The sequence below is a fragment of the Bradyrhizobium sp. USDA 4474 genome, from assembly GCF_054057515.1.
This window is the reverse complement of record NZ_JBSRZJ010000002.1, coordinates 7353847-7380132: the sequence shown is the minus strand read 5'-3', so window position 1 is coordinate 7380132 and position 26286 is coordinate 7353847. Positions and strand designations below refer to the sequence as shown.

The following is a 26286-nucleotide window of genomic DNA, read 5'->3' as shown; positions in this document are numbered from 1 at the left end:
GATCTGTCGCGTCAGGCCGCGCCCAGGTTCATTGCGCGTGAGCTGGAACCGGAGCTATCGGCTTCAAATTCAAGAGATTGCCGAACAGGATCAGCGCCGCGCCGAGCACGGTCCAGACGTCGAGCCGTTCGGAATACAGGAGCCAGCCAGCAGTGGCGGTGAGGGGAACCCGTAGGAAATCCATGGGAACCACAATGGTGGCGTCGGCGTAGCGCAGCGCGCTGGCGAGGCAATAGTGCGAAAAAGTGCCGCAGACGCCGATGACGAACAGCCAGCCCCACAGATAGGCCGACGGCGAGGTCCAGACGTAGAGGGTCGGCACCAGGCCGACGACCATCTGCACCACGACCATCCAGAACAGGATCGCCAAGGCGCTTTCGGTCCGTGTCAGCGATTTCGCCAAGGCCATGGAGATGCTGAAGCCGATCGCGGCCGCAAGCGCGATCAACTGACCCGGATTGATCTCACCCGTCGCGGGGCGCACGATCATGACGACACCGACGATGCCGAGCACGATGGCGCCGATCTTCCAAGGGGTCATGCGCTCGGACAGGAAGGTCGCGGCGAGCAGCGCGGTCCAGATCGGCATCGTGAATTCGATCGCGACGACCTGGCCGATGCCGATCAGCGTCAGTGCGTAGAACCAGCCGAGCTGCGCGAAATAATGGACTCCGTTGCGGGCGAGGTGCTGGGGCAGGCGTTTGGTCGCGACCGCCTTGAAGCCCCCGGAGCGGTAAATGATCGGCAGAAGCAGCGTGAAGCCGATCAGCGAGCGAACTTCCATGATCTCAAAGACGTTCAGATCGCGCGTGGTCTCGCGGCCCGCGACCGCCATGATCAGCATCAGTGACAGCCAGCCGGCCATCCACAGTGCGGCCATCGGTTTGGACGGTGTCGTGCTCATCGGGCGGGTGCTGGAGATGAAACTTGCGGGACGGTCGGTATCGGCGACATCGCCGGTGTTTGCAACGGCCAAATCTGCCGATGCAGCGATGCAAGACGGGGTGCTAAGGCATCGGCGAACAACGACAAAACGGGAGGACGTCCTCATCCGCATCTTGCATGGCCCGGTCGTGGAAGGGGCCGGGCCGCAGCATCGAGCGGGCCGCGCAGACCGGGGGGCGAGGAGGCGGGCAATTGCGAGCCTGGCACGGCGACCCAGGTGAACGCATAAACAGGTGAACGCATAAAAAGGACCCGGCGATGTGTCGCCGGGTCCTTTGAGCAGAATCCGTACGGGGCTTAGCGCGACAGCGTGATGTCGGCGCCGCGGAACTGGCTGTCGGCGCGCATCCTCACGCTCTGCTTGTTGCCGGAGGTCTTCAGCGAGATGTTGGCGTTGAAGCCGGCGGTCGAGGCGACCAGTTCGTAATTGCCGCCGGCACCGCGGCCCTGCAGTGCGCCGCTGATGTTGCGGCTGGTCTCGCTCCAGCTGCCGGCGATGGCGCCGCCCTCAGCCTTCACGTCGGCGCCGAGGTTGAACTTATAGGCATCGCTGGCGCAGGTCAGCGACATCTCCATGGTGGGGCCGACCGGGGCGTATTTGGCGCGGCAGCGGATCCGCTCGGTCGAGCCGTCATCCAGGGTGACCGTGCCGACACCGCTCCAGGTGCCCGCCAGTGGCGCGAAGGGACCCGCCTGCGCCTTGCTCTCCGAACTGGTGGCAACAGCTGTCACAAACAAAACGGCGGCCGCCATGAGCAGCCGCCGGTTGGGGAAATTAGTCCAGAATTGCTTATTGGCGCGATGCTTCCCATCGCCCGCTGCACGGTATGCCTGCAGATGCTCCATTCCACTTCCCCGATCCGGCGTTGCCGCTGAGTTGACCGTTAGCATATGCACCATTGATCGAAACTTTAACAAGACCCCCACTGCCGATGGTGCCGGAAACGTTAGCACCGGGCGCCGTGATCTTGCCGTCGGCAACCGTCAGCATGGAGCTCGCGGTCGGCTCGCAAGAGCCGGTCTTGGTCACGATGGTGACCTGCCAATTGCCGTCAAAGGGGGTTTGGGCGATCGCCGGGGCGGCGAGGGCGGCAATAAAAACTGAAGCGGCACAGAACGCCGCGATGCGACCAAAACGCATGAATCCCGTCCTTGAATGTGTCTGATATGCTGACCGTTATTCGGGCCAAATGTGACGGAAGTTTGGTGCGCTGCAAAGTCGAAAATTGTTCCTTTGGAAACAATGGTTTATTTGCGTTCCGGGTTCCGATTTTCGAAGTGGAATCAAGGCCGCCTGACGTTAATCCTTAACGTCGGTCGCAGGTCGGGACCGACTCACGACAGACTTGTTCAAGACAGACTCGGCGCGGAGGTCGCGAACTGCTCGTCCTGCGGCTTCGACGGCAAGGTCTTGTGAACCTTCGCGTAGTCGATCACATCGGCCAGCAGCTTGAGGCCGAGCGGTGCCAGCGCACGCTCCCAGAGCTCGCGGGCGGTCTCGCCCTTCCTCACGAAGCACCAGTCCTGGGCAGCGATGGCGCCGGCGTCCATGCGGTCGGCGAGGTGATAGATCGTGCCGCCGGCGATCGGATCGCCTTCCTTGATGGTCCATTCCACCGCGGCCTTGCCGCGATGGCGCGGCAGCAGCGAGGGGTGATAGCCGATCCCCCCGAGCTTGCTGGCTGCCAGCGCGTCCTTGCCGATCCGGGCGTGGCTGTGGGCGGTGATGATCAGATCAGTGTCAGGGGCGATTTCGGAGGCGACCACCAACTTCGGATTGGCCTGCACCACCACCTCGATTCCGGCGGCCTTGGCGGTTGCGGCCAAGCGGTCGTCCGCATCGGCAACCACGACCCGCACGACACCGACGCCGTGTTCGCGGAGCATGTTCAGGGTGGTCACGCCGAAATGGCGGGAGCCGACGAGGGTAATGCGCATGGGTGTCTGATCCGTCTCGCAGCTACGTCATCCCCCGATAACACGTCAGGCCGCCCTGTCACCACCTGCACGGCATTTGCGCCGGTTATCAACAATGCGCGGGGGCAGCGGGCTGCGATGAATCCGCGATTGCGCAGCTGGCCCTTCCGGTGCTCCCGGGAAATCATTGCGACCTGCGATGCCCCGCGGCCAGGGCGAACCCGGCTTTTTTGAGCGCGCCATCAGGAATCATCAAACGGTAACGCGTTTTCAACCTTGCTGTCGTATCGACGGATCCGTCGCGGATTTGTATCGCGTACCGCGACACCAAAAATGTCTCGCCGGCGTGGGTGCGCCGCGCCGGCATTTTTGCCGGGACCCGTTTCATGCCAAGTGCAATTGAGCAGATCGTGGATGCCTATGTGCGGCTGAAGAACCGCCGCGGCCTCGACGAGCTGATGATGCACAGGCAGCGGCTCGCGGTCGATCTGAAGAGCAGGTCGTCAGGCCGGTACGATTTCAGCGTCCCGATCGACAAGATCGACGAGGAGATCGCGATCATCGAGGAAGGCCTCAGCCGGCTCATTGCTGAATCCACCGACGATGGCACGACACGTCCGACCTGACGCGCTCAGTCGCGCCGGCCACCCTGGATCACGGTGAACAGTGGCCGCGCCGCGGTCGGCTCCTCGAGCAACTCCTCCACCAGCGCCGTTGCCGCATCGACATATTTGCGCGTGGGCTTGTCGAGCTCGCGCTTCGCCTCGTCGTCGAGCGCGATCTTCGCGGCTTCGACCAGCTTGCGCATGCGCGCGCCGTGGTCGTCCCCGGCGGTCAGCGTCGCGCGCGCCAGCGAGCGCAGCACGAACAGCTCGCCCTCGAGGCGGAGCAGGCGGTCATTGAGCCTGGTGATGACGGCGTTGAGATCGGCCATGGCACATTTTTCGTTGCGGAAGATCCTGTCCGATCTAGCGACGATCGGTGAACGGAGTCCAAACGTGACAGGCGCAATTGAGGCGATCGTCCGTCACGCCGCCGTTCGTGCCAGATAGTCGCGCGCGAAGGCGAGATACCAGTCGAGGCAGGCCGGATTGGCCATGGCCTCCTTGTTGATGACCTTTTCGACGGGCTGGCCGAGCAGCAGCTTCTTGATCGGCAGCTCCTGCTTCTTGCCCGAGAGCGTGCGAGGGATCTCGGCGACGGCAAAAATCTCGTTGGGCAGGAAGCGGCGGGACAGCCCGGCCTCGATCGCCTTGTTGATCTTGGCCTGCATCGCGCCGTCGAAAACGACACCCTCACGGAGCACCACGAACAGCGGCATGTAGCTGTCGCGGCCGAGATATTCGAGGTCGACGACGAGGCTGTCGAGCACCTCCGGGAGCGCCTCGATCGCGGAATAGAGTTCGCTGGTGCCCATGCGCAGGCCGTGCCGGTTGATGGTGGCATCGCTGCGGCCGTAGATCACGCACGAACCATCTGGATTGACCTTGAGCCAGTCGCCGTGCCGCCACACCGGTCCGCGGCCGCTGCCGTCGAAATTGTCCGGATAGGTCTCGAAATAGCTCGCCCGATAGCGCGCATTGCCCTTGTCGTTCCAGAAATAGAGCGGCATCGACGGCATCGGCTCGGTGCAGACGAGTTCGCCGACCTCGTCGATCACGGCACGACCCTGTTCGCTGAAGGCTTCGACGGCAGCGCCCAGCAGGCGGCACTGCATCGCGCCCGGCGTCTGCGGCAGTTCTCTGTTGCCGCCGATGAAGGCGCCGGCGAAGTCGGTGCCGCCGGAAATGTTCGCCCACCAGATATCGGCTTGCGCCTTGCTGCCGTTGATCGTCGACAAGCCTGCGAAACGATCGTTGAACCAGGTTTGTGTATCGGCGCTGAGCGGCGAACCGGTCGAGCCGAGACAGCGCAGTTGCGCCAGATCGCCGGCGGCGGTGAGATCGATGTCCGCTTTGGCGCAATTGGCAAAGAACGCCGCGCCTGCGCCGAAGAAGGTCGCTTTCGACCGCGCCACGAAGCGCCACAGCGTGGACCAATCCGGCCTGTCCTTGGGACCGCCCGGACTGCCGTCGAAAATGCAGCAGGTGGTGCCGCTCAGCAGGCCGCCGACCTGTGAGTTCCACATGATCCAGCCGGTCGAAGAGTACCAGTGATAGCGTTCGCCGAACGAGTTTGGGTGATAGGAGCAGCCGATGTCGTTGTGCAGGCCGAGCAGCGCCAGCACCACGATGAGGATACCGCCATGGCCGTGCACGATCGGCTTCGGCAGGCCCGTGGTGCCGCTGGAATAGACGATCCAGAGCGGATGATCGAACGGCAGCCACATCGGCTCGAACGCGTCGACAGCATCTCCCGCCCTTGTGGTGATGTCGGAGAGCAGGGCCTCCCGTGCGGATGGCGCGACGGCCTCGCTGTGCAAGATGACATGCTCGACCGTCGGCAGTGATCGCCGCAGCTCGGCGACGACGTCCTTGCGGTCATGGCTGTGGCCGGCATAGGTGACGGCATCGCAGGCGATCAGCACCTTTGGCTCGATCTGCTTGAAACGGTCGATCACTGCGGGCGCGGCCATATCAGGGGCGCAGAGGCTCCAGATGGCACCGATGCTGGCGCTCGCGAGAAATGCGATGATGGTCTCGGGGATGTTCGGCAGATAGGCCGCGACACGGTCGCCCGGCTTGATACCCCGGTCCTTCAGATGCAGCGCGAGCGCGGCCGCCTTGCGCCGCAATTCTGGCCAGCTGGTCTCGGCGAGCTTGCCATCCTCACCGCTGCTGACGATCGCGGGCAGGCCGGCGGCGTGCGCCGCGTCCACATGCCGGAACACCTGCCGTGCGTAGTTCACTTGGGCGCCGGGAAACCAGATCGCGCCGGGCATCTTGCGCTCGGTGATGACGGCCGCAAACGGCGTCGGCGATTGCAGATCGTAATAGTCCCAGATGCTCCGCCAGAAACCGTCGAGATCGCGCACCGACCATTGCCGCATCTGCTCGTAATTGGCGAAGGTGAGGCCGCGCTGCTGGGCGAGCCAGTCACGATAGAGGGCGATCTGGGCGACGAAAGGAGCGGTCATTGCGGGTCGGGTGCGGTTACGGAGAGAGGGAGCCTAACCGGTGTCGACGCGCAGCAGAAGCCGCAGTTCTCGTTAACAGCGTTGAGCGAGAGTTGGATCAGCGCACGCTGTAGAGCGCCGAGAACGCGGCTGCTTGGACGAATGACGGAGAAGCTCGGCCTACCACCCTACGCCCGCCCATCGTCTCCCGAACACCGGCGGCCTGGTCTTCACCGCCTGCCAGCCGAAGAAATGATGCTTGCCGGACCAGCTGTGTACCAAGCCGCTGCAAATGCTGCATTTGAATTGGCCTGAATGCGGCTCGGCATGTTCCTCCCGGGTCGCGGTGTAGGTCATGCTGCAACCGGGGCAGGTGAATTCTTCGATCGTCCAGATGCTGTTGGCCATTGCACCGCAAGTGTATTCGAGGACCTGGCGTGAAGCGTAGATGCGAGCCTTTGCCTCGGCGTAAACCTACCCAGCGAAATCCGGTTAATCGTCGTTAGGCAAACCCCGGTCGGGGGCAGATATTGCAGATTTGCTCGTTTGGCGCCGCCTCTCAGTCCGGATCGCGCAGTCCCGCCGGTCCGGGCGCGCCCTTGGGCTCCCGCTCGTCTTGACGCCCGGCCCGGGGCTGGCAATAACGCGGGGCCCGCGCAAGTGCCGGAACCCGCGTTGAGGCCGCAAGGAAAGCCGTGCCTGTGAAAAGTCTGCGTCAACTGCTGACGGGCGAAGACGTCATCCAGCTCGTGATCCGGCTCGGCCTGTTGGCGCTGCTGATCATCTGGACATTCCTGATCATTCGGCCGTTCGTGCCGATTCTGGCCTGGAGCTTCGTGCTCGCGGTCGCGTTCTATCCGGCGTTCAGCTGGGTCGCCAGGATCCTGGGCGGGCGGCCCAAGACCGCGGCCGTCATCCTGACCTTGATCACCCTCGGCATTGTCCTCGGTCCGGCGACATGGCTCGGCGTGAGCGCCGTGGACGGGGGGAGGGAGCTGGCGCACCAGCTGGCCACGGGTGATCTCGCGCTGCAGTCGGCTCCAGAGCAGATCAAGTCATGGCCGCTGATCGGTCCGACGCTGTTCGAGCTGTGGGACCAGGCCTACAACAACATCCGCGCAGTGCTGCGCGAGGTCGCGCCCTATCTGCAGCCGCTGGCGGGGCCGCTGCTATCGCTGGCTGGCGATGCCAGCCTCGGTACGCTGCAATTCCTGGTCTCGGTGTTCGTCGCCGGCTTCCTGTTTCCGCACGGGCCCCGGCTGGTTGCGGCGGGGCGCGGTTTCCTGTCGCGCATCGTGCCAGAGCAGAGCGAGCACTTTCTCGAGCTTGGCGGCGCCACCATCCGCGCCGTTGCGCAAGGCGTGATCGGCGTCGCCATCGTGCAGGCGCTGCTCGCGGGCATCGGCTTCAAGCTCGCGTCCGTGCCGAGCGCGGGCCTGCTCGCCTTCATCGTGCTGCTGTTGTCGATCGTGCAGATCGGTGCGTTCCTCGTGCTGCTGCCCGTCATCATCTGGATCTGGACCGCCAAGGATGTCACCACGGCGCTGGTGCTCACCGTATTCTTCGTCGTCGTCGGCTTCATCGACACCATGTTGAAGCCGCTCGTGATGGGACGCGGTCTCAACACGCCGACCATCGTGATCTTCGTCGGCGTGATCGGCGGAACGCTTGCCCACGGCATCGTCGGCCTGTTCATCGGGCCGATCATCCTGTCGGTGGCGTGGGAAATGGCGGCCGCATGGATCGGGACGGCGGAGAAGCGGGCAGCCGAATTGCCTGCAGCCGGATTTCCTCCAGCCGACGAGTCCTGACGGCGCCTCGCTGGTCAAACCCAATTTGCAGGATGTGGACAATTGGGGATGGCGCCGGGACGCGGCGCCCCCATGGAACTTGTCTCATGACATAGACAAGTTACGATGGCGCCAGATTCTTTTTCTCGGTTTACGACAGGTATGGCGAAGTCTTCCAAGCTGGTTGCCGCAAAACGCGGCAAGGTTCTGTTGGTCAGGCGACGGTCGGACGGTCTGTGGATGTTTCCGGGCGGCCGCAAGCGTGCACGGGAATCCGACAAGGATTGCCTGCGCCGCGAGATCAGGGAGGAACTGCCGAAGCTGAAGCTCGGCAGGATCAGCCTCTGGAAGGAAGTGACAGCCAAGAACAAGCGCTCGGGGCGCAAGATGAGCGATGCGATCTTCATCGCCAAAAGCGCCAAGGGCCGCCTGGCGATCGGCGACAAGAAGGAGCTCGACCGCGCCGCCTGGCAGAAGCCGCGCGGAATCCGTCTGACCGCGACGTCGCGCTACATCAGGGATCGCCTGTTTCCGAGGAAGCCGCGGCGGGGCTGAGCTCGGGTCCCGTGGGTGTGACAAATCGTCCGGTCCGGCCGCATCGGCCGCTATCCTGCGGCGCGCCCTTGTCGTTCGATCTCCCGCACCAGCCGCTGGCCGGATTGCGCGAGGTATTCCTTCTTCTGCGCCAGCCCGTCGAGCAGCAGCTTTCCGTTCCGCTTCTTCCAGCTGCCGCCGATCATCACTGCGTCGATATTGGCGAGGCTCGTCTGCATCACCACTGATGAAACGGGATCGTGGACCGGGAAGAGATTGAGATCGTCGGCATCGATGATCACGAGATCAGCGCGTTTCCCCGGCGTCAGCGAGCCGATCTCGCTTTCGCGGCCGAGCATGCGGGCGCCCGAAGTTGTGACCCAAGCCAGTGCCTCCACCCGCGCAGCGCCGTCTGCCAGGTGTGCATATAGGCATTGACGAGACCGGGAATGACGGTACCGCCGCGCCCATCGACGATCTCGGCGTCCGCGGCGTCGATACCCGGCCGCACTGCAGCGATCCGCCCGTCCTCGACCAGCACGTCACCATCCCCGACATCGCCGATGCGATCGTCCATGGTAATGATCGTGGCTGAGTGGATCAGGGTACGCTTCATTGTGGTCACGCCGCTTTGATTGCGACCGGCGTCTCGCCGGCCCAGGCGCGCGCAATGAGGTCGCGGATGGCACCCCGCTCGAGTGGGCGCGGATTCCAGTAGGCATTGGTGACGGCGAGGTCGGCCGCCTTGTCGATTCCGCTCTCGGGCATGCCGATGTCACGTAGCGCGACCTTGGCGCCCAACCGCTTGGCTAGTTCGAAAAGCCCCTGCGATGCATCCGACGCACCGATTGCGCGCGCGATCCGCGCCATCGCGTCGGGCACCACCGGTGCGTTGTAGGCCAGCGCATGCGGCAGCACGATGGTGTGCGTCTCCGCATGAGGCAGATCGAACGTGCCGCCGAGCGTGTGGCAAAGCTTGTGATGCAACGCCATGCCGACGGTGCCGAGACACACGCCGCACAGCCAGGCGCCGTAGAGTGCATCGCTGCGCGCGCCGCGATCGTCGGGCTTGGCGGCAATCGCGGGCAGGGCACGCGCCAGCGCGCGGATGCCCTCCTCGGCCATCAGCGAGGTGACAGGGTTGGTGTCTCGCGCATAGAGCGCTTCGACCGCATGTGCGATGGCGTTGATGCCCGATGTGGCCGTGAGCCCGACCGGCAGCGTCATCGTCAGGTCGACATCGTAGATTACGGTCTCCGGCAGCACGGCGTTGTCGCGCACCGTCGTCTTCAACCCGTTCTCGGTCTGGCCGAGGATCGGGGTCATCTCCGAGCCGGCATAGGTGGTGGGAATGCAGAGCTGGTTGACGCCTGTGCGCAGGGCGAGCGCCTTGCCCAATCCGGTGGTCGAGCCGCCGCCGAGCGCGACCACGCAGTCCGCGCCGCAATCCTTCATCGCCGCGATCGCGCGCTCGGTGATTTCGACCGGCGTGTGCATCGTGGCGCCGGGAAAGAGGCCGGCATAGAGCGGGCCAAGGGCGGCACCCAGCGCCTTGCCCGCCGTTTCCTGCTGCGGCGTTGTCAGCACCAGCGCGCGCTTGCCGCCGAGGCGCTCGAGCTCGGCCTTGGCCGCGCCGAGCGTTCCGCTGCCGAACACGACACGGCAGGGCAGGTTTTCAAAGGTAAACGAACCGATCATGTGCCTGTCTCTTTGACGGGATAATCGACCTTGCAACGCGTGCACTGGATCTGGACGGAACTCATGCACCGGCAACAACGAACACTGGAGATCGGCGGCTGAGCCGTATACCTGAAGAAAGGCTGAAGGCGCGCTCGCGATCTGATCGCGCGCCGGCAGCACCGTCGCCAGATCCGCGGTGGCCGCATTCACGTTGACGGATCTGTTCGGCGCGGCGCTTTTCGGCGGCCTCGCGGTATTCGGGAGCAATCCCGCTGGGGTCGACCAAGCCCTGGGGTCGAGCGGGCGGTCACTTCGGAACGTGGTCGATCTTGTGGCCCAAATGCCCCGTTTGATGATCGCGCCGCAACTGGCTCAGCGACGTCTCGTTCAACTGTTGCAAGACTTCGCTGAGTCTCGTCGTATCGGGATACCCGGCCGCAAAACTCTTCCCATAGATATGGCGCAGCGTACCGATCAGCGTGTTGCCGTGCTTCTTGATGATCTCGCCATCCTTGTCCCGGTGGCGACCATCCAGGCCATGTTCCTTCATGGCTCACTCCCTGTGCGAGGGCGGCTAGGCTGCCTGCTCCTCAAACGAGGTGTAAACCCGGCCTTGGGGATCGACGATCTGAACATCCCGGCATCCGTCCTCGATCAGCTCCCTGGCCTTCTTGAGGGCGGCAGTCAGAGACTCCCGCTTGAGGTTGACGACCCCTGCCGTGTCGAAACCGGTGATTTCAAACATGCCGCTCCTCCCATTTTGTCGAAGCCTACACCTTTCCGGCGGGTTGTCTCCTGGCTTTTTTTGGAGGAGATGCATGGAGCGGGAACAGAGTGCAGGGCCGATCATGCATCAGGCAGCCCCGTAATCGGCCGGGGTCACGGGGCGTGCCGGGCGGCCACGTCGCTAACGTGGAATTAATCCGAAATGCTCACAATTTGAAGCAGTTGTGTAAGTGAGTGCTGCGTAAGGGAGACGTCGCGATGACGTTCCGGCGACGGCCTCCTTTTGCTCGCTCATGAGGTCAATGCGCATGACCACGACATCCGAACCGCTGGGATTCGCCGAGCATCTCGACGGCGCTGCACTTGCAGCCGCGGCATTCCAATCCGAAGCCGAACGCGAAGCACCGAAAGCTCCGGAATTGCTCAAGCGTTCGAGCCGGAAATCCGTACTGGCACTGGCGGTGTGTGCCCTGGCGATCAATGGCGCGGCTGCTATCTATACATTGCCGTTCGATCTCACCTTGCCCGACATCAGCAACCTGGCCGCGCTGTTTCCGCGCCAGGATGAGGTCGCGCCAAAGCCGGATCCGATCGTTGCGGCCTTGAAGGAGATCCAATCGACACAGCAGCAACAGGCCGCCGCGCTGCAGGAGATCAATTCCTCCTTGCAGCAAAGCACGGCTCTGCGTCAGCAGGATTCGACCACCCTCATGTCACTCCGCCAGAGCATCACTGACGAACGGGGCGACGTGAAGAAGATCTCGCCGCAGCTTTCGACGCTGATCGCGAAGATCGACACCCTGCAAAGTTCGATGATGTCGGAAGTCACGTCCTCAATCCCAAGATTGCGCGCGCGCGACCGGTTTTTGATGCGCAAGATGGCTCGGCAGCCGAAATCGATCGGGCCGGTTTCGGTCGGAGGTGCTCCGCTGACCGCGCCGGCGACGGTTGCAGTTCCGGAGAGCTGAGGGCAGTCCAGCTCCTTGACGCGGTGGTCCGATAGAGCTCACGAGGATTTTGGAAGCTGCGGAAGGTGAGTTTCAGTGCCTGGCGGCCCTTTCCAAAAACTTGAGCAGAGACGGTGATACATCGCCCAGCTCGACAAAGCGTCGGCGGAGTTCATCTGCAATGTCCGCGGTCACATCGCGCGACCATCCCTCTGCCGTGTTGAAGGCGACGATGCGAGCGGGATGTTCGTACTGGCCTTCAGTGAGGTGCCGCACCAGCGTGGCACGACCGGTATCCTCTTCGGCAGTTTCGCACCAGGCGCGGCCGAGCCGTCCCCCAAAGTCCTCAAGCACGAGATAGACATCACGGTCGGTTGGGGCGATCGGCACAATTGAGGGCGACCTGCTCACGAGACCCTCCGCTTTCTGGCTTGGTTTCGATGCTGGAATCTTGAGCTTCCGTGACCGAAAAGTCGACTGGCGAAAAGGAGTTAGTCCATCGCGCGAGCAGGGTGACACTGCCGCCTGGCAGGGCCACCGACAATCCATCCCGGCCCGAGGCCTGACGGCACACGCTCCGTATCCTCGACCTGCAGAAGTGGCAATCGATCGGCCCACACAGGGCTTTTTCGGTCGGCTTCGAGTTCTTGCTAAAGTCCAGTGATTTTGCTTGGTGAGCGCGCTTTGACGATCGAGACGCCTGCGCGCGGCAAGCCGGTGACGCGCGTGGATGATGTGGCGGAGCGGGCCGCGATTCAGCAGGCCCTGTTGCAGGTGGTCGGGGCCGTTTCGAACCGCGGCGCCTACGAAGGCAGCGTGACGGGATCCGGCGCGCAAGGTGAATTCACTTACGAGGTGGCAAATGGCTGAGAATGACGGCACATCCGCAACAGGCAGCACCACCGCCACAACCGCGCCCACGCATACACAGCAGCAGCCGCCGCGCGCGCCCGACACTCGCGGCCACAGCCCCGCGCTGGATCGGCGCGAGCAGGCGGGCGCCGGCGACCAGGACCGCAAGATCACGATCGGCGGCATGGAGCGGCCGGAGCGGGAGGTGCTCGACATCCTGGCCGATCACTCGCAGCGGCAGATCGCTAAGGCAGGTCTCCCATCGTCCCCCGACGCCTACGAAGTCCGGCTGCCCGATGGCTTCAAGGCTCCGGAAGGCATGGAATTCCAGATCAATGCGAATGATCCGGCATTGAAGCAGTTTCGGGAAATGGCGCACCGGCGGGGTTTGGATTCTGCCACCTTCCAAGACCTGCTCGGCTTGTACGCGTCGACCAAAGTCGGCGAGCTCCAAAACGTCAACAATGCGCGGGCCGCTGAGCTCGCCAAGCTGGGCGCCGCCGCGCCGCAGCGTATCGACGCGATCGAGACCTGGCTGACCGCGAAGGTCGGTGACAAGGCCAAGGTCATGATCGCCACGCTCAAGCAATTCCCGGTCGCGGCGAACGTCGAGGCGCTGGAGGGCATCATCCGCGCCTTTTCCTCGCAGGGCGGATCGACCATCACCGGCTCGCATCGTGAGCATGCAGATCCGAAGGGCGCGATCCCCGGCTATGACAACATGTCCTTTGCGCAGAAGCGCGCCGCGCAGATGAACCAACGCTTTGGCGGCCGTGGTGGCGATCGATGAGCACCGCGGCTGACATGGCCTACCAGGCCGCACGGCAGACGTATGCAGCCGAGGGCCACGTCGGCGGGCTGCTGCATCTCACCCCAGTAAGCGGCCGCGCCGCGTCCAACGTCGTCGACATGGCGGCGGCCCGCTCGCGCAGACAAGCTCAGGAGCGGTCTGATGACTGACTTGTTTTTCGCCGAGGCCGTCAGCTATAGCGCGCTTCGAGAGGCCATCCGCGCGCGGGTTGAACAGCTCAACATTACGCGGCAGTGTGTCGACGACGTTGCTGGCTTGAGCAAAGGGCACGCGGGGAAGCTTTTGTCCCCGTGCGAAGTGAAGCGCTTCGGGATGACAACGCTTGGGCTGACGCTGCAGGCCCTCGGGCTCAAGCTGCTCATCGTGGATGACCGTCAGGCCCTTGCCAAAGTCCAGCCGATGTTTACAGAGCGCGCGCTCAGGAACGTTCGACTGAATAACGACAGTCGAAAATCGAAGGGGCGCATCACTTCTAGGCCGAAATCTACCCGCGTGAAGAAGCCGCCACGACCCAAGCGCGGAAAACCCTATCTGAGCCATTGACGAATGAGTGAGAGGGAGACCGCCGCAATTCTCGGCCTTAAGCGCGAGCTCAAGGCGGTTCGCGCGAGCGCCCGGGAGTGGAAGGACCAGGTTGCCCGGTGGCGGAAGGTGTGCACCATGCTCCGCAGCATCGCGGGCCTTGATGACGCACAGTTTCGAAACCTGTTGAAGGCGGAATCGCTACCTGCCGAGTAGGCCGCGCTCGCCTCACGAGCGTTTCGGGATCGAGCTTCCCGCCAACAAGCTTCGCCACGGTCAACGGCGGAAACGACCTCCGGCGGCTCACCGATCTGAGCCGATCCTCGAGGTCGGTCCATGTCCTTCCGCCATCTGCGCCGCGTCGGCATTGCAGCCGCGCTCCTGTTTCAGCTTGTCCCGGCCTTCGCGCAGTCGCCGACGCCTGTCCCGGCGCTACCTGACACCGAGCGTCGGACGACATACACAATCTCCGGGTCGACGTGTACATGCGCCGTCGGCTTCGCACTGTATGGCGACGGCACGGACTACGGCAACTGGATCGAGGTCTGGCTCAATGGGACACTGATCCCGTCATCGAGCTACACCATCACCAGCCCGAGTGGATCGATCGGCACGCTTGCCCGCCCGATTACGAACGCGGTTCTGACCTTCAACTCAGTGCAAACTGGCACAGTGCAGATCGTCGGCGCCCGCCGGCCACGCCGCGTTGCGCAGTTCTCGGAGAACCGCGGCGTCCCGGCGCGCGATCTCAACCAGGCGCTGACAGATATCGTCGCGCAGAATCGCGAGACCTGGGACAAACTGAACGACGTCACTGGCCGCGCGGTGCTCGCGCCTCCCGGCGAGACGCTAGCGGTCCTGGCTTCTGCCGCATCCCGCAAAAACCTTGGCGCTTGCTTCGACAATTCCGGCAACCTTGTCTCGTGCGTCTCGATCCCGAGTTCGACGCTGACGGCTGGCAACGGGATCACGCTGACCGGCACCAACCCCACCACGATCACGAACAACATCCAGGGCTCTGGCCCGATCACGATCACCGGCACCAACCCGCTGGTGATCGGATGTGCGACCTGCAACACTCAGCCCGTAGCAGGGTCTAACGCGTTTTTCGTCGCCTCGCGCGCCACGGCGGCCACGCTCGACCTGCACACCTTCAGCGTAATCCACACTGGCGGATATGCATCGGCCGGCGATGGCGGAGGTGCGACGTTCAAGAATGTCGGATCGACCGCGTTCAAGGACACCTTCATCACCAGCGGCTCAGTGACGTCTTCCGGAACCGGGTACGCGAACGGCACCTATAACTTCGTTGGATTATCCAGCGGCTCCGGCTTTCGCGCCTATGCGACCATCGTTGTGGCCGGCGGCGCGGTTACGTCGGTGACGATCACGGAGCCGGGGTTCGGCTACGCGGTTGGCGATGTGCTCTCGGCTCCAAACGCGAGCATCGGCGGCAGCGGCTCAGGCTTCACCTGGACGGTCTCCGCGGTTTCCACCACCGGCAGCTTCGTCGATTCCGTCGGCACGCATTTCCAGATCGTGGTCGACGATGGGAATTGGATCAATGTTCGCCAGTTCGGAGCGGTCCTTAACTGGGCAGGCACCGACGGAAGTGCCACCGACGACACGCGCGCCTTTCAGAATGCGCTTTGGTTTGCATCTTATCCGTGCCCAGGCCTGGTGGACCCCGGCTCAGGCGGCTGCTCAGGGCAATCTGTCTATGTCCCCGCGGGTACCGCTTATTTCTGTACCACCACGATCGTGGTGCCGGTGAACGTCACGTTGCGCGGATCCGGCCGGTACAGCTCGTCGATGAAAATGTGCAACACCGGCTTTCCGCAGAGCGCACATTTCATCGAGCTCTGCGACAAGACCACTTCGCTTGCCTGCTTCGGCGTGCAAATTCGCGATATGGAGCTCTACGCGACGAATGCGTTGGCGAGCTCGAACTACGCGATGATCTACAGCAACAACGTTCAAGATGGCGTTGTGGCCGAAAACCTCCACCTGTTCACGGGCCAGCGCGGTGCCATCTGGCTCGAGACAGGTTACGGCGGCGCATCCTACGTCACGCTGCGCAACATCGAGATCGACGGCGCGTCGTCGACCACCGACCTCATTCACCTGAGCTATGGAACGACCATCATCGGCATTTACGACACAGTGATTGCTAACGGAGCGAGCGGCGTGGGCACCGGAATTCACATCACCGGCGGCTTCCTGGATGTCGTCAACTTCCATTGTGAGCTGCTGTCGCAGGGGATCTTTGTCGACATTCCAACCGCTCTAACGAATGGTCTCGTCGGGGTACACAACGCAACGGGGAATAGCTCGTGCACCAACCTCGTGACGCTAAGCGCGAACAACAAGCCAGGCAACTTCGTGATCGGCCGGGCGACACCGAATGGCTCGACCCGCACCGTGTTTGACGGTCAGAGCGGCGGCACGAGCAATACCGGCACGATCGTGACGGACACGACGTTCAACCCGTAAGCGGCCGGCAAAGATCATGTCTCAGCGACGCGGGGTAACTTCGCTGATTAGGTTACCGAAGAAGTCTCCAGATCAGTGCAAGGACGAGTATCACCGCCATGCAAATCAATGTGCGGCGCCCGATGCGGTTCATGGTGAAAGAATTGGTGAGTATCAATCGTCGGCGATTTGGGTCCAGTTGCCAGATGCGTCTTGCATGTCGCGATGGGTTCGCTGTGTGTCCCAATCGATGCAGCGCCGAATATCTGACGATTGATTGAAAGTGCAGAATTCTCTCCTGATGATCTGATCGTTCATATCTCGCGTCACTTTGATCATTGAGGCGGTATTGGCGATCCTAAAAAACACCGCATTAACACATGTTTTTAGTTCTGGCTGACAGGTCCTGCCACTGTTAGCTCTGCCTCCGTTCTGCTGGGCCGATAGCGCAACTGAGCGTTCTACGAATTGGTCCCATGTCGCCGGGGTTGAAGACCTTTTCGATGGCAACAAATCCATCGGCTCATCCGTCGGTCGGGTTTGTTGTGGAGTCTGACGCGCTATCTGTCCTCCGGCGATGGCACCGGATCGAGCTGAGGTCATCGAGGTCTGGTCAGGCTTTCCCATCATGGTAGTGCCCATCGACTGAAGCTCCTGCGGGCTTAGCCAAACCATGTCTTGGGGAGGTGTGACTACCATGCGCCCAATAATTGCGGGTGGCACGCCCAGTTCCTTTGCGATCTTGGCCATCGAAACTGTTGCAGCACCTGACGCCACAGTTTCTGCGCCGTTTTCTTCCGACGCGCCGTGGACGCCTATCTGAGCGCCGTAACTAGCGTTCTTGGTTGAACCGGCAGCAAACATCAGAAAGCAGGCGGAAGCACACGTCGCGGTCCTGCCGACGTTTGTCGACGTTTTACCAAACCGTATGAGATCGGCGATCTTCACCCCTTCGAGCAAGTTACCGCCAGGAGAATCCAGTCTGACGTTTGCAACAAACTTCCCGGAATCGTTCGCCTGCCGGACAGACTCAGCGAACTTATCGGCGTCCCCTGGAACGATCTCTCCGGTAATCCAAATGGTCGCTTGACCAGATTTGCCTACCCCAACTTTGACTTCGGCAGCTGTCGCACGAGACACGATTGCTGCCGTTAAGAGAAGTGCGACGGCGACCGGACCCGCAATACGTCGACTAATCATGGTGCCCCTCAATCGTTGCACATCTTTCCGCAACCCGAAGCTCGAGCGGCTGCGCACCCTATTGCTTGGCCGGAGCTTCAGGCGGCTGCGGCGGAGGAGATGCAGCCGTTACCGCCTGCGCCTGCGCTCGAGGCTTTGACTTCGCCCGTGGCTTGGATTGCACCGCCGGGGGTGACGGCTCCGGCTCGGCCTCGGTAGCGGCTCCAGGATCAGGTTTGCCCTGAAATTGAATGTTGCACTTCTTGGCGATCGAGGCCTGCTCGACGGCGACCATCTGGCCCTTCATCTGAGCTAGCTCGGCAGCGGTCTGCTTGTCGCCTCCAACAAGGAATGCGGCGGGCCAAAACACGACAATCGCAACGCCTGTTGCAACTTGATCTTTCGTTCGTTGACTGTCTTGAGCTCCGGATAATGCCGCGGCGCGCGCGGAGATCGACTGAGCTTCAAGGGCCAGTTGTTGACAGGTATATGATTGATACTGAACCGGCGAAACATAAGCTGGCGTGATGTCCGCGGCAGATGATGCACACCCCGCCAGCGCAGCGCCGAGCGCCACGATCCCCAAATTCCGCATAAACGCAGCCCCCCGGCCAATTCTCAAAGCGCCATCCAATCTCAACCAGCGCGCGAGATCAATAGTACGCTCGTCGGATTGGCAGGAATACAGGGATGGGAGCCTGCTGCTTCAATCCCAGTTCTCCTGTCCATCGGGTGTTGAAAACCGGGGCGACGTTAAGCCCTGCACGCCGTTTCATGAAAGCGTCTACGGCCGGCCAGTAGCGTTTATTCCCGAAAAGAGGGTCCTTTCGCGGGAATCCGCCGGCCTTCTCCAGCGCTCCCATAGCCCGCCTGGCCGTCTTGTCACAGACGCCCCAGTGCACCGCGATCTCAGCGTCGGTCAGGAAGTCGGCATCCTTTGGTGTTTTGTCGGGCATGCCGGGAGGCTGACGCAGCGCGGGCCGCTTGGCGAATCCGGACCCGCTCGCGTCCCCACAATCCACCGGCCAGAGGCGCGCCGAGGCGCCCCGGAAGGGGATAGACAAGATTCACCAAATCATGGTGGGATGTCCGTGGGCTTGGAAACCCGGACCAGAGCTATAGCCGCACATCCTTGGTCAGGATGACACCGATTGGCGTCGGTGGTGACGGCTGAATCGTGCGGCAGTGCCGCATGAACGGACGCACTTGGCGGTGCGGCTCCGAACCCTGCCTTTATGGCCGGGGGTCGGGCGTGCTGTCCAGCCCTCACGGGTAAAAGCGCTCGGCGTGTCGCTCTGGCACGTTTCCAAACCCCGGCTGCAGTGGCCGTCCCGCTGCGCGGGCCTTGGAAAGCCCTAACTCAGAGCACCACCATGACCATCGAAAGACCCATGTTTCCGCCGCGAGCGGAGTCCGTGGATTCGTTTTCACGCCGACCGGCTGTCCGACAGCCGTTTCCAGTAAATCTTCCCAGCGACCTCGACAGACTCAGGAAAGAGGCATCAGCCGAAATCGAGCGGCTGATCGCCTTCCTCGACGCAACCGACCCGTATGTCACCACGGAGCTAGAGGCCGACAACGACAGCGGCATCGGCGACTGGGATGGCCTGCATGAGCAGGTCGGCACGCAAGACTGGCAGCAGGGAGCGATGGCATGAGCAACATCATCGACCTGTCTGCTGCACGCGAGGCGGCAGCCCTTGTCTCAGCTCTTTCGCCCGCTGGAGCCGCTGCGGTAATGGCGCCGCGCCCCAGTTCGCCCGAACGCGAGGGGGACGACGAAGCCCTCGACCGGAAGTCCAAGATCATGCGGGCGGCCGTCACTTACACGTCCCTGAACGCCGCCATGAATGGCGCCTGGATTGCCGAGCACACAGGCAATTCGACCGTCGCTGACATTGTCCTTGAGGGCGTGTGGGAGCGCCGAGACGCGCAATTGCGCAAGCTCAACCGGCTTATGAAGAAGGCGAGCACGGTTCGGACAGTCGAGCTCTGGTCGCTCGCCAGCGTTGCCAATGTGGTGATGGATCAGAACGGTGACGAGGAGTCCGGCCGCAATCTTCGTCCGTTCGAAATCGACTTCCTTCGGTCATTCTTCCGGCTCGTCGAACGAGATTGCGAACAGCGGGAGCGCGGAGCATGAGCAACATCGTCAAATTCCCCTACGATGCTTCCCGTCGGGTGCATGCTCGCAAGCCGCGCCGCTCCAAAAACGGCACGCCGGAAGAACGGGCGGCAAAAGAGGCTCAGGCCGCAGCGGCGGCGCCGCCAGCCGCGACGGTCACCCAGCTACGGCGCCCGCGTGTTGCAATGCTGGATCAGGAGTTTAGGTCCAAACTCGAGGAGCTCGATGAGAGCGGCCGTCAATTCATCAACGGCTATATGCAGGCGCTGCTCGATCAGCGGGGGCTGCGATGAGGGAAGATCAAAAGAAGGCCCGGGCAAATTTCAAGGACGAAATGAGACGGCGGATCGACATGGTAGCGGCCGACTATGGTGTGCCCCAAGCGGAAGTCGCAAAGGTGCGAGGGAGGCTCAAGCACTATGATCTGCTGTGCTTCGCCGAGAAATACCGCATCAGCCTCGACTGGCTGATCTGCGGCGATCTAAAGGGACTTGTCCGAACGATCGTCGCGAGGCGAACATGAAGCGCCGGCGCCGAACCCACAGGAAGCGCGACCGGCAGCGGCTCATGACGCACCGCCGACGGCTGCAACGCTAGAGACGCCGAAGGCCGCAGCGATTGAATTCGCTGCGGCCCGCGCGGTCAAATCAACCGGGTGAAAAGATCTAGGTGAACTATGCAGCCAGCCCCGGTTTGCCGAAACTTCCCGGTAGCGCTAGTTCCCGCCACAACAAATGTGAATCCGGTTGCGGCCTGGGCGTGGTTCGCGCTGACGGCCTCCGTTCTCGGTCGCCGAAACGTTCCTATCGCGTTTTTGGTGCTTTCCGTATTTGAGCCCATTGTCCTAAGCCGAATTGCGGAGTGTCCGGCTTCTCGGAACTTGCTAAACGTTTGTACCTCGCAGAGGTACGGCGAATGGATCAGCAAGATCGGAAGTCCGCTATCCTCGCTCGCATGAGCGAGCAGATTGAAGTCGTCGCCAAGGCCATATGCAATGGAAAGTTGCCGGTGGCAGAGCAGCGCATCCTAAAGGCTCTCGCTACGCAACTCGCGAGAGAGGATACATCGCCCGAGTAAAAGTAAAGCCGCCCCAGCTGGCGGCCTGCCACCTTGGGAAATTTACGGGTGCCTACATGATCGGGCGCTGGCCTGCTTCCGACCTCCGTGGCCCAGTTCGACTTTGTGAGTACCCTGATTTGCGGAACCCGAAAAATTAACCTGCGTTAAGCCCTCAGCTCGACCGGAGGCGCGCCATGGTGACGGGTGACTTGGAATGGCTTGCCGAGCAAATCGAAATTAGGCTGGCGCGGATGCGCGCCGAGAACCAGCGCGTACGAGAGATGATCCTGCGATCGGCCGAATTGGTCGCCAAAGCCAAAGAGCTGCTTAGCCAGCCTGCACCAACGACTTGGCCGCCAAAGGGAGCGCCGTAATTCTCCGGCCGAGAACAAAGTTTCGGTCATGTCTCAGTTTGAAATTTTGGAACGGTCAATGGGGCGTATTGTTGCCCGGCATGATGACGCCAGCGAAATACTTGGAAGAAGCGGACCACTTCGCAAAGGCAGCGGAACAAGCTTCCGATAAGGTCACCAAGTCTCAGCTTGAGGCGCTGGCAACCAGCTACTCGGTCCTCGCCCAAAGCACCGCTGTCTTGAACCAATCTGCCCGCGCCCTTAAGACCATGGAGCAGCGCCGCAAGAAGTAACGCCGCCTCAGTTGGCGGCCTCTCTCGTTTTTATCGCTCGACGCTGGTCACCTCGCTCGAAGTCAGGTCTGACGTCGGCGCCGCGGCTGCCGCAGCCCTTGCAGACGAAGCGCGGCTCGAGGTCGGACAACCGCATGTCGTCGGGCCAGCGATCGGCGCTGAGCGTGATGTGATGCCCGCAATGGCAATAGACCAGCACGCTGCGCAGGCCCATCTCGCGCATCTCGCCGAAGGTGATCTTGAGCGGCCGACTGTCGGAATGTGTTGGCGTGTGGCGGCGAGGGCGTGGCACGGCGCCATCGAAGCGCCGCGCCGGCGGGAGTCAAATTGTCGATAGGTGGTGGCTCGGAACGCGCGCGAGCTACTGCCGGCAGGGGATGTGGAAAGATGAAGGTCTCACCCCGGCGGGTTTGGTTTGAGGATCTGCGGATAAGCCAAGCAGGCTTCGTGAAGCACTTGCATGGCAAATATCGCATCCCGGAAACGAAACTCGCCTACGTGCTCGTGTTCGTGCAAATACCGCCAGTCCTTGAACGTATCCCTATGGCGCTGAAATAGACCGCGAAGATCGGACATCGATCTTATCGTGCTTTCCCACTGATCCTTCGGGATTTGCTCTTCGAGTTTCCGTTCAATCACAGTATGCCCAGCCGACGGGATCTTCTTAAACAGGTGATCCAGTTCATGACCGTGGAGCTTCTTACCATTCACGAGCGCGATCGCTTTGAGGTACAGCTCCGTGGCAAAAGAAGAATTGACGACAAATGGCACTGCAGCGTGTCCGTCTCGTACCGGACTGGGGCCAAGCTTCTGTGTCCAGATCATCGCGCTGGCGTTCGCGAAAGCGAAGGCTTGATTGAAAAGGACTCTTTCGCGGCCGATAGTTTCCCACAAGCCGCGCTGTTTCAGCATCTCCCTGCATAGCTCAATGTCAGCCTGTTGATCAGCCGGAGCATCGTATTCGCAGATGAGCTTGCCGTTGAGGTAAAGCGTCTTTCTGGTCATTTGGGTGCCGAACTACTGCGCGCCGTGGGTGATGCCCGGGCACTGCCCGGGCATCTTTTTGGTCACGCTGCGGCGAACCAAACGCGGTTGATCGCTTCGACGTCCATAGGCGGTGCCGGATACATCACGGCGTTGGTAGCATCGACCACCATCAGCTTATCGTTGCTGTCGATGACGGCTCCGACATAAGCGTGAGCTTCCTGAGCCGTCATTGCAGTGTGAACGTAGAAAAGCGACTGCTGAGCGTGGTACCAGCGCCCCAAGGATTTGATGCGTGCGTGCACCGCATCGTAGTTCTGTCCTGGTTTGTCGAGATCGTAGGCGATGAACAAGTTGTAGGCCATGTCGGCCTCCTTTGAAGGAGGGGCCGGCTTGACGACATGGGCGAGTCAGGAGTTATAGTCCGACCTGTTACCGACCAATGGCCTGCCGCCAGCCCCAAGCTGAGTTGCGCAGGATCGGGATTCGTTCCCCAAGAGCGAATCCCGACTCGGTCAGGAACATACCATTCTCCAGTGCACCTTCCGAATCTGTCCCGGTCTGTCCGACCTATCAACAGGTCATGCCCGGTTTTTCCTACCTTAACGTGCGAGCTGTCTGAACCGCGTCATCAGGCATCATCAGCACGACATCGCCTGATCGTGTCGGCCGCGATCCGGTAGTTGAGCGACAGGCCAATCAGAGCATCGCGGGCGAGATCGAGATCGCAGGCTTGAGCTTGCTCAAGACACACTCGCTCGAACGCCCGCAGCTCGGATTCGAGATCCCGCGAGCATCCCAGCCGCTTCCCAACAGCGATTTTCTGGGAAGCATATAGCTCAATTTTTGCTGCTAAGTTGTTGATTTTCTTGGTGAGCGCGCTGGGGCTCGAACCCAGGACCCCGTGATTAAAAGTCACGTGCTCTACCGGCTGAGCTACGCGCTCCCATGGCCGCTGATGGCTTTAGAGATCGACCGCCATCGTCTCGGTCATTGGAAAAGCATCCGCCACGCCGATTTGGCGTTGCGGAAAACCGGATGTTTCCGGGTCATGCTTTCGGCCCGCGCTGTGTAGGGGGATGGGACGCGGAGGTCAATAGCGCGAATGGCTGCCGCGGATAGCGGTACGAGCGGGGATTCTGCTGCGGTTTCTACCGCTTAGCTAAAGACCTTCACCTCGCTTGGCGGTTCGTCATCCACGTCGAAGTCAGTTCGCCTCCCGCCGCACCTCGCTCGGCACGGCTTGCGCCTTGCCCGACGTCGGCAGCGCGACGGGGCGCAGGCCGATCAGCTCGGCGGTGCGGATCGCGCTGTCGCGCCAGAACTGGAACGAGTTGATGCGGCTGAGCTCGAGGATGGCGATCGCGACCGCGGCCAGGAACGGCAGGCTCTGCAGCACCAGCACGCCGGCGAAGATGTAGATCTCGGTGATCTGGCGGAAAGAGTTGGAGGCGACCAGCACGCCGGCGCCGACCAGCAGCAGGGTGCCGATGACGGCCTCCCAGAACGCCTGGAACTCGATCGACATCCTGGACAGACCGCCCTTGGAGGTGCGCGCGAACGCGATGTGCTCGGTGATCAGGCCCTGCGCCACCGCGCGCGACACCGTCCATTGCACGCTCATCGCGGCGATCATGGCGCCCAGCATCTGGCCGGGTTTGATCGCGACGCGCGCGCGGTACATCGAGAGGAAATGCGCGAGCGAGACGACGAAGGCGCCGATGATCGGCAGTGTCAAGATTTTGTCGGGGATGGCGATGTCGGCGAAGGCGACGATCGGCACCCACACGAGGTTGAGCAGCGCCACGACCACGCCGAGGCTTTCGGCCCCGAGCCAGTTCAGCCAGCCCAGGCCATATTCGCGCTTCTGATCAGGCGTCAGTCGGCTCTTGCCCGGCAGGAAGTGCCGCCAGTGCTTCTTGACGATCTGGAGGCCGCCATAGGCCCAGCGGTGGCGCTGCTTCTTGAAGGCCTCATAGGTGTCGGGCAGCAGGCCCTTGCCGTAGCGGTAGCGGGTGTAGTGGGTGGTCCAGCCGAGCTCCTGGATCGCAAGCCCGAGATCCGAATCCTCGCAGATCGTGTCGGATGACCAGCCGCCGGCCATGTCCATCGCTGCGCGGCGGATCAGGCACATCGTGCCGTGCACGATGACGGCGTTGAGCTCGTTGCGCTGGACCATGCCGATATCGAAGAAGCCGGCATATTCGCCGTTCATGATGTAGTGCATGATCGACAGATCGCCGTCGCGGTGCTCCTGCGGCGCCTGCACCAGCCCAACGCGGGGGTCGGCGAAAGCCGGCACGAGATCCTTCAGCCAGTCGGGCTCGACGACATAGTCGGCATCGAGGATGCCGATGATCTCGGCGTCGGCGGCGGTACGATCCATCGCGATCCGCAGCGCGCCGGCCTTGAAACCCTGCACCTTCTCGGCGTTGATGAACTTGAAGCGCTCACCGAGCGCGCGGCAATGATCCTGGATCGGTTGCCAGAACGCGGGATCGGGCGTGTTGTTGATGATGACCACGCATTCGTAGTTCGGATAGTCGAGCCGCGACAGCGCATCGAGCGTCTGCTTGAGCATCTCGACCGGCTCGAAATACGCAGGGATGTGGATCGAGACTTTCGGGTAGTAATTGTCAGGCACGTTCTCGATCGGCTTGCTCTTGGCGAGCAGCCGCTGCGGCGGGCGGCCGAAGGCGACGGCCGCAATCTCGTCGATGCGGGCCATAGCGATCAGGACGAGAGGAACAAGCAGGATCATGCCGAGCGTCAGCGCGAACGCCGAGCCGAAGATGAAATAGTGCCCGTTCCAGAACGCGAACACGGTCGCGGCCCAGGCGCCGACGCCATTGGCGGCCGCCGACAGCAGGAAGGCCTGCCTGGCGGTGGGCTGCTCCAGGCGCAGGATCGGCAGCGACAACAGGATGCCGACCAGCAGTGCGATCGTCATCAGCTTCCAATAGTCGGGGTTTTCGACCGGTCCGGTCCAGGCGAATTTCGGCTCGCGGTTGGCGTTGAGGATACCCCAGTACGGACCGACGCCGCCTTCAGAATACTTCCAGGGCTGATCGATCGCCTCGACGATATTGTATTCCATGCCCATGGCTTCGGCGCGGCCGACGAAGTTGCGCAAGGTCAGCGCCTGCTGGAACGGGCCGGGGTCTGCGTTGCGCAAATTATAGCCCGCGCTCGGCCAGCCAAACTCGGCGATGACGATGCGCTTGCCGGGGAACTGGTTGCGCAGCAGATTGTAGCGATCGACGGCTTGGTCGACGGCCTGGTCCGAGCGGAAGAATTCCCAATAGGGCAGGACGTGGGCGGCGATGAAATCGACATTGGAGCCGAGATCGGGGTTGTCGCGCCAGATGTTCCAGATTTCGCCGGTGGTGACGGGCACGCGCACCGCGCTCTTCACCTTCTTGATCATCTCGATGAGGTATTCGACCTTCTGGTCGGCGCGATAGATCACCTCGTTGCCGACGACGACGCCGTTGACGTTGCTGTTCTTGCGGGCGAGTTCGATCGCCGCCTTGATCTCCCGCTCGTTGCGGTCCTCGTCCTTACCGATCCAGGCACCGACCGTGACCTTGAGACCGAACTCGGCGGCAATCGGCGGCACCAGCTCGTTGCCCTCTGCCGCCGCGTAGCATCGGATGGCCCGCGTGAGGGTTGAGAGCTTCTTCATGTCCGCGCGAATCTTGTCGGGATCGACGTTGAGGTCGACGACATGTCCTGGCTCGAACGGCATGTAAGAGAGGCTCGGCAGCAGGCCCTTGAAATCGGGCGCGGGTTCCTTGTCGCGTAGGACTCCCCACAGCCCGGCGTGAAGCGCGGACACGAGCAACAGAACTGCGGCGACAACGCGCATCGCGGCTAAACCAAAAGGGGCTGAAGGGGCAGGGAAGCGGATCCGACCCCGAGATCCGACCGAGTCCGCGGCAAATGGAGCATATCTCTGCCGCGCGGTTTCACAACTGTCATGTCCTCATGTCCTTATGAGGGCATGGCAATTTTGGATGCGTGGCAGTGCCGACCGCAGATA

33 protein-coding genes, 1 tRNA gene and 1 pseudogene are annotated in these 26286 nt (G+C 62.3%); 15 read left to right on the top strand and 20 right to left on the bottom strand.

Annotation, left to right across the window (positions count from 1 at the left end):
* Nucleotides 1–28 precede the first annotated feature (28 nt).
* From ACVW16_RS36330 to ACVW16_RS36315, 4 genes are all read right to left on the bottom strand, one after another.
* Nucleotides 29–904: a DMT family transporter gene (locus tag ACVW16_RS36330; protein WP_456705286.1), complete on the bottom strand. Its 876-nt coding sequence runs from the start codon at nucleotides 902–904 to the stop codon at nucleotides 29–31.
* Between the two features lie 338 nt (nucleotides 905–1242).
* Nucleotides 1243–1791 (bottom strand): hypothetical protein, encoded by a 549-nt coding sequence (locus ACVW16_RS36325; protein WP_456735205.1) that lies wholly within the window; start codon nucleotides 1789–1791, stop codon nucleotides 1243–1245.
* Nucleotides 1736–2086, bottom strand: a complete 351-nt coding sequence (locus ACVW16_RS36320; protein ID WP_456703652.1) for a hypothetical protein — start codon at nucleotides 2084–2086, stop codon at nucleotides 1736–1738. The genes ACVW16_RS36325 and ACVW16_RS36320 overlap by 56 nt, the downstream gene beginning before the upstream one ends.
* Nucleotides 2087–2295: 209 nt before the next feature.
* Nucleotides 2296–2883: a formyltransferase family protein gene (locus tag ACVW16_RS36315; RefSeq protein ID WP_456703651.1), complete on the bottom strand. Its 588-nt coding sequence runs from the start codon at nucleotides 2881–2883 to the stop codon at nucleotides 2296–2298.
* 365 nt (nucleotides 2884–3248) lie between these two features.
* On the opposite strand from ACVW16_RS36315, the gene ACVW16_RS36310 reads away from it, so the two are divergent.
* A complete protein-coding gene (locus ACVW16_RS36310) occupies nucleotides 3249–3488 on the top strand; it encodes a hypothetical protein (RefSeq protein WP_456703650.1) in 240 nt (79 codons plus the stop codon).
* Nucleotides 3489–3493: 5 nt separating this feature from the next.
* On the opposite strand, the gene ACVW16_RS36305 is transcribed toward ACVW16_RS36310, so the two are convergent.
* The 3 genes from ACVW16_RS36305 to ACVW16_RS36295 form a co-directional block, all read right to left on the bottom strand.
* A complete protein-coding gene (locus ACVW16_RS36305; protein ID WP_456703649.1) occupies nucleotides 3494–3796 on the bottom strand; it encodes a hypothetical protein in 303 nt (100 codons plus the stop codon).
* A 93-nt stretch (nucleotides 3797–3889) separates the two neighbouring features.
* The gene (locus ACVW16_RS36300) at nucleotides 3890–5938 is read right to left on the bottom strand and encodes an acetoacetate--CoA ligase (RefSeq protein WP_456735204.1); all 2049 of its coding nucleotides are present in this window, start codon (nucleotides 5936–5938) and stop codon (nucleotides 3890–3892) included.
* A 159-nt stretch (nucleotides 5939–6097) separates the two neighbouring features.
* A complete protein-coding gene (locus tag ACVW16_RS36295) occupies nucleotides 6098–6325 on the bottom strand; it encodes a hypothetical protein (protein ID WP_456703647.1) in 228 nt (75 codons plus the stop codon).
* A gap of 287 nt (nucleotides 6326–6612) precedes the next feature.
* Between ACVW16_RS36295 and ACVW16_RS36290 the strand changes: the two genes are divergently transcribed.
* Nucleotides 6613–7728 (top strand): AI-2E family transporter, encoded by a 1116-nt coding sequence (locus ACVW16_RS36290; RefSeq protein WP_456703646.1) that lies wholly within the window; start codon nucleotides 6613–6615, stop codon nucleotides 7726–7728.
* A gap of 141 nt (nucleotides 7729–7869) precedes the next feature.
* The gene (locus tag ACVW16_RS36285) at nucleotides 7870–8262 is read left to right on the top strand and encodes an NUDIX hydrolase (protein ID WP_177243494.1); all 393 of its coding nucleotides are present in this window, start codon (nucleotides 7870–7872) and stop codon (nucleotides 8260–8262) included.
* Nucleotides 8263–8312: 50 nt separating this feature from the next.
* On the opposite strand, the pseudogene ACVW16_RS36280 reads toward ACVW16_RS36285, so the two are convergent.
* The 5 genes and pseudogenes from ACVW16_RS36280 to ACVW16_RS36260 form a co-directional block, all read right to left on the bottom strand.
* A pseudogene (locus ACVW16_RS36280) lies at nucleotides 8313–8636 on the bottom strand (amidohydrolase family protein); the annotation flags it as partial.
* The gene (locus ACVW16_RS36275; RefSeq protein WP_456735203.1) at nucleotides 8567–8857 is read right to left on the bottom strand and encodes a hypothetical protein; all 291 of its coding nucleotides are present in this window, start codon (nucleotides 8855–8857) and stop codon (nucleotides 8567–8569) included. The gene ACVW16_RS36275 and the pseudogene ACVW16_RS36280, both read right to left, overlap by 70 nt.
* Before the next feature lie 5 nt (nucleotides 8858–8862).
* The gene (locus ACVW16_RS36270) at nucleotides 8863–9939 is read right to left on the bottom strand and encodes a maleylacetate reductase (RefSeq protein ID WP_456735202.1); all 1077 of its coding nucleotides are present in this window, start codon (nucleotides 9937–9939) and stop codon (nucleotides 8863–8865) included.
* Between the two features lie 289 nt (nucleotides 9940–10228).
* A complete protein-coding gene (locus ACVW16_RS36265; RefSeq protein WP_456703644.1) occupies nucleotides 10229–10471 on the bottom strand; it encodes a hypothetical protein in 243 nt (80 codons plus the stop codon).
* A 24-nt stretch (nucleotides 10472–10495) separates the two neighbouring features.
* Nucleotides 10496–10666 carry a hypothetical protein gene (locus tag ACVW16_RS36260; protein WP_177243495.1) on the bottom strand — a complete coding sequence of 57 codons (171 nt, stop codon included), beginning with the start codon at nucleotides 10664–10666 and terminating at the stop codon, nucleotides 10496–10498.
* Nucleotides 10667–10949: 283 nt separating this feature from the next.
* On the opposite strand from ACVW16_RS36260, the gene ACVW16_RS36255 reads away from it, so the two are divergent.
* A complete protein-coding gene (locus tag ACVW16_RS36255) occupies nucleotides 10950–11615 on the top strand; it encodes a hypothetical protein (protein ID WP_456735201.1) in 666 nt (221 codons plus the stop codon).
* A gap of 72 nt (nucleotides 11616–11687) precedes the next feature.
* On the opposite strand, the gene ACVW16_RS36250 is transcribed toward ACVW16_RS36255, so the two are convergent.
* The gene (locus ACVW16_RS36250) at nucleotides 11688–12005 is read right to left on the bottom strand and encodes a hypothetical protein (RefSeq protein ID WP_092234867.1); all 318 of its coding nucleotides are present in this window, start codon (nucleotides 12003–12005) and stop codon (nucleotides 11688–11690) included.
* A 273-nt stretch (nucleotides 12006–12278) separates the two neighbouring features.
* Here ACVW16_RS36250 and ACVW16_RS36245 point away from each other — a divergent pair, with 273 nt between their 5' ends.
* The 5 genes from ACVW16_RS36245 to ACVW16_RS36225 all read left to right on the top strand — a co-directional run bounded on the left by ACVW16_RS36245 (nucleotide 12279) and on the right by ACVW16_RS36225 (nucleotide 16272).
* Complete coding sequence (locus tag ACVW16_RS36245) at nucleotides 12279–12464, top strand: hypothetical protein (RefSeq protein WP_456802607.1); 186 nt, start codon at nucleotides 12279–12281, stop codon at nucleotides 12462–12464.
* Entirely contained in the window at nucleotides 12457–13236 is a 780-nt protein-coding gene (locus ACVW16_RS36240; protein ID WP_456735192.1) for a hypothetical protein, read from the top strand. The genes ACVW16_RS36245 and ACVW16_RS36240 overlap by 8 nt, the downstream gene beginning before the upstream one ends.
* Nucleotides 13233–13406, top strand: a complete 174-nt coding sequence (locus ACVW16_RS36235) for a hypothetical protein (RefSeq protein WP_456735191.1) — start codon at nucleotides 13233–13235, stop codon at nucleotides 13404–13406. The genes ACVW16_RS36240 and ACVW16_RS36235 overlap by 4 nt, the downstream gene beginning before the upstream one ends.
* On the top strand, nucleotides 13399–13800 hold the full coding sequence (locus ACVW16_RS36230) for a hypothetical protein (protein ID WP_456735190.1): 402 nt from the start codon (nucleotides 13399–13401) through the stop codon (nucleotides 13798–13800). The genes ACVW16_RS36235 and ACVW16_RS36230 overlap by 8 nt, the downstream gene beginning before the upstream one ends.
* Before the next feature lie 651 nt (nucleotides 13801–14451).
* Complete coding sequence (locus ACVW16_RS36225; protein ID WP_456735189.1) at nucleotides 14452–16272, top strand: hypothetical protein; 1821 nt, start codon at nucleotides 14452–14454, stop codon at nucleotides 16270–16272.
* Between the two features lie 153 nt (nucleotides 16273–16425).
* Here the strand turns inward: ACVW16_RS36225 and ACVW16_RS36220 are convergent, their stop codons facing one another.
* Entirely contained in the window at nucleotides 16426–17451 is a 1026-nt protein-coding gene (locus ACVW16_RS36220; protein WP_456735188.1) for a hypothetical protein, read from the bottom strand.
* A 58-nt stretch (nucleotides 17452–17509) separates the two neighbouring features.
* Nucleotides 17510–18025 carry a hypothetical protein gene (locus ACVW16_RS36215; protein ID WP_456748993.1) on the bottom strand — a complete coding sequence of 172 codons (516 nt, stop codon included), beginning with the start codon at nucleotides 18023–18025 and terminating at the stop codon, nucleotides 17510–17512.
* Nucleotides 18026–18803: 778 nt separating this feature from the next.
* On the opposite strand from ACVW16_RS36215, the gene ACVW16_RS36210 reads away from it, so the two are divergent.
* The 6 genes from ACVW16_RS36210 (at nucleotide 18804) to ACVW16_RS36185 (ending at nucleotide 21260) form a co-directional block, all read left to right on the top strand.
* Nucleotides 18804–19088, top strand: a complete 285-nt coding sequence (locus ACVW16_RS36210; protein ID WP_456735185.1) for a hypothetical protein — start codon at nucleotides 18804–18806, stop codon at nucleotides 19086–19088.
* Nucleotides 19085–19573: a hypothetical protein gene (locus ACVW16_RS36205; RefSeq protein ID WP_456735184.1), complete on the top strand. Its 489-nt coding sequence runs from the start codon at nucleotides 19085–19087 to the stop codon at nucleotides 19571–19573. The genes ACVW16_RS36210 and ACVW16_RS36205 overlap by 4 nt, the downstream gene beginning before the upstream one ends.
* Nucleotides 19570–19848 carry a hypothetical protein gene (locus ACVW16_RS36200; RefSeq protein ID WP_456735183.1) on the top strand — a complete coding sequence of 93 codons (279 nt, stop codon included), beginning with the start codon at nucleotides 19570–19572 and terminating at the stop codon, nucleotides 19846–19848. The genes ACVW16_RS36205 and ACVW16_RS36200 overlap by 4 nt, the downstream gene beginning before the upstream one ends.
* Nucleotides 19845–20078, top strand: a complete 234-nt coding sequence (locus tag ACVW16_RS36195; RefSeq protein WP_456735182.1) for a hypothetical protein — start codon at nucleotides 19845–19847, stop codon at nucleotides 20076–20078. Before ACVW16_RS36200 ends, ACVW16_RS36195 begins: the two co-directional genes overlap by 4 nt.
* A gap of 730 nt (nucleotides 20079–20808) precedes the next feature.
* A complete protein-coding gene (locus ACVW16_RS36190) occupies nucleotides 20809–20988 on the top strand; it encodes a hypothetical protein (RefSeq protein ID WP_456735181.1) in 180 nt (59 codons plus the stop codon).
* Between the two features lie 71 nt (nucleotides 20989–21059).
* Nucleotides 21060–21260 (top strand): hypothetical protein, encoded by a 201-nt coding sequence (locus ACVW16_RS36185; protein ID WP_456735180.1) that lies wholly within the window; start codon nucleotides 21060–21062, stop codon nucleotides 21258–21260.
* A 7-nt stretch (nucleotides 21261–21267) separates the two neighbouring features.
* On the opposite strand, the gene ACVW16_RS36180 is transcribed toward ACVW16_RS36185, so the two are convergent.
* From ACVW16_RS36180 to ACVW16_RS36160, 5 genes are all read right to left on the bottom strand, one after another.
* On the bottom strand, nucleotides 21268–21552 hold the full coding sequence (locus tag ACVW16_RS36180) for a hypothetical protein (protein WP_456735179.1): 285 nt from the start codon (nucleotides 21550–21552) through the stop codon (nucleotides 21268–21270).
* Nucleotides 21553–21656: 104 nt separating this feature from the next.
* Nucleotides 21657–22265, bottom strand: coding sequence for a hypothetical protein (locus tag ACVW16_RS36175; protein ID WP_456735178.1), 609 nt, complete (start codon nucleotides 22263–22265; stop codon nucleotides 21657–21659).
* A 62-nt stretch (nucleotides 22266–22327) separates the two neighbouring features.
* The gene (locus ACVW16_RS36170) at nucleotides 22328–22609 is read right to left on the bottom strand and encodes a hypothetical protein (protein WP_456735177.1); all 282 of its coding nucleotides are present in this window, start codon (nucleotides 22607–22609) and stop codon (nucleotides 22328–22330) included.
* Between the two features lie 505 nt (nucleotides 22610–23114).
* Nucleotides 23115–23190, bottom strand: a tRNA-Lys gene (locus ACVW16_RS36165).
* A gap of 261 nt (nucleotides 23191–23451) precedes the next feature.
* Nucleotides 23452–26112 (bottom strand): glycosyltransferase, encoded by a 2661-nt coding sequence (locus ACVW16_RS36160; RefSeq protein WP_456703642.1) that lies wholly within the window; start codon nucleotides 26110–26112, stop codon nucleotides 23452–23454.
* Between the last annotated feature and the right edge of the window lie 174 nt (nucleotides 26113–26286).